Genomic DNA, 2253 nt, shown 5'->3' with positions numbered 1-2253 from the left:
GATTGAATCAGTCCGTAAAGTGCCGCAGAACCTTGTGCCGAAAGTCCTGGGGGGACAGACATGCCCGATCCGGCGGATCAGAACGCACGCCCCATCGCAGAAGATGCAGGGCTACCGCAACCGCCCCGGCGACGCCGTGACCTCCGTCGCGCCGACGGTGCGCTGTTGGATGCCCAGACAGGAACCATGCCAGCCGTAACGCCAGATCTTTCGAGCACCCCCGACGCCGGCACCCCGGTACCGCGCCGCAGTTCCTGGGCAGAGGCGGCGGCCGCCGCCGACCAAACCAGCCCCGCGCCCTCTGCTCCCATCACCTTCGTCCCGGCGCCCACCCGCCGGCCCGCCAGGCCGCCGGTGACCCCGCTGCCGCAGGCGGCGCCGCAGGACGGGCAGCCGGCCGAGCCGGACTATGGCACCCCCGCAGTGGCGTACGACGGCGACGAAGCCGCGCCGCCGTCGTCGTACCTTCCTGAGGAAGCACCGGAGCCGGCACCGGCGTTCCGGCGCATCCGCCCCACCACCGCGGACATCATCGCCGACAGCCCCATGCCCGACTTCATCAGCTCCCCGGGCCTGTTCGTCAAGGAGCAGAAGCCCCGGCCGGTGGGCGGCGTCCGCGGCGCCCTCTACTCGCTCACGGGCGGGGCCTGGAACATGGGCCCCAGCGCCAAGCAGCGCGAGGAGGACGAGCTGGGCCGCCGCATCTCCCGCCAGCTGCAGGGCAGCTACAACACCGCGGTGCTGAGCCTCAAGGGCGGCATCGGCAAGACCTCCACCACGGTGGGCGTGGGCCTGACGCTGGCCGAATTCCGCGGCGACCCGCCCTGCGCCATCGACGCCAACCCGGACTCCGGCGACCTCGTGGAGCGCGCCCTCGGCGAGGGCATCTACCAGCAGGCCAGCCCGCGCACCATCACGGACCTGCTGGCGAACATCGAGGGCGTTGACTCGCTCACCGCGCTGGCCCGGTACATGCACCACGCCGGCCGGCTGCACCTGATCGCGGGGGAGCAGGACCCGGAGGTCTCCGACTCGCTGACCGCCGCCGAGTACCTGCGGATCCGCAAGCTCATCTCCAACTACTACTCCGTGGCCCTGACCGACTGCGGCACCGGCGTGACGCACAACGCCATGAGCGGGATCCTGCAGTCGGCGGACAACATCATCATCGCCGCCGGGTATGCGGTGAGCGGGGCCAAGCGTGCCCGCAGCACCCTGCACTGGCTGGCGAGCCACGGGTACGAGGACCTGGCCCGGAACGCCGTGGTGGTCATCACCGACAAGGACGAGGTCTCCTCCCGCGTGGACAAGGACGCCATCGAGGAACACCTCGCCGGGATCTGCCGCCAGCTCATCGCCGTACCGCACGACCGTGGCGTGGCCGACGGCGACCTGGTCACCCTGGACGTGCTGAAGCCCGAGACGCGGCGGGCGTACAAGGAAATCGCGGCGTCGATCGTGGACGGGTACCGGTAGGGTTTCTGCCTACTTTTGGGTGGGCGACAATCTTGAGTGAACGCACCCGGCGATCCTTCGCTGATCCTGAGCATCAGTAGTTAGCGTCAGCGCATCAGCCATATGAAAGGTGCGTCAACGATGACCATTCTTGAATACCTCACAGGCCTGGCAATCATCCTCGGATCCCTCATGGGTACCATGGGGCTCGCGGCGGCGGTCATGCGCCACAGGCAGCGCCACTAGGCAACCGGACGCCTGGTTTCCAGCCACTCGTGGAACGTCTGGCGTCCGACGGCGGAGCCTGCCGCCGGGACCAGGTCACCGCGACGCATGGCTTGACCCATGAGGCCGGGTGCCGGTACCTTCACGACCAGCTTCCGCTGCCCGGACTTGCGCAGGTACTTGCGGACCAGGTCCGCGAGCTGCTCCCGACGGGGCCCGCCAAGATCGGCAACCCGTCCGCGGGGTCCCTGCTCTGCCGCGTCCACCAACGCCTCAGCCACTTCCCGCGCCGCGACCGGCTGAGTGATCATCTGAGGAACCAGGACCGCCGGCCCAATCGAGGCGGCGCTGATCGCCATGGGCACAAACTCGTGGAACTGAGTGGACCGCAGGACGGTCCACGGCACCTCTCCGTGCCGGACGGCATCCTCCTGCGCGAGCTTCCCGGCATACAGCCCCGACGCAGCCTTATCGATGCCCACGATCGAGAGCGCAATATGGTGCCGTACCTGGGCTTTTTTCTCCGCTGCGAGCAGGTTCCGGGTGGCGGCGGTGAAAAAGTCCACGGCCTTC

At 68.8% G+C, this 2253-nt stretch carries 2 protein-coding genes; one reads left to right on the top strand and one right to left on the bottom strand.

Annotated features, from left to right (window positions below; translation table 11 throughout):
- The first annotated feature begins 186 nt into the window (after positions 1-186).
- Complete coding sequence (locus V6M49_RS05430; protein WP_332760476.1) at positions 187-1476, top strand: MinD/ParA family protein; 1290 nt, start codon at positions 187-189, stop codon at positions 1474-1476.
- Between the two features lie 221 nt (positions 1477-1697).
- Here the strand turns inward: V6M49_RS05430 and V6M49_RS05425 are convergent.
- Positions 1698-2253, bottom strand: a 556-nt coding sequence (locus V6M49_RS05425; protein ID WP_332760475.1) for an SDR family oxidoreductase, incomplete at its 5' end; no start/stop codon positions are given.

This window comes from Pseudarthrobacter sp., from assembly GCF_036675385.1.
Lineage (GTDB): Bacteria > Actinomycetota > Actinomycetes > Actinomycetales > Micrococcaceae > Arthrobacter.
Note: the sequence above shows the minus strand (reverse complement) of the source record. Positions and strands in the feature narration are given on the sequence as shown.

What these genes read in the sequence shown, in the direction of transcription:
- V6M49_RS05430 (WP_332760476.1), top strand. Translation starts at nt 187, where the DNA reads ATGCCAGCCGTAACGCCAGATCTTTCGAGCACCCCCGACGCCGGCACC.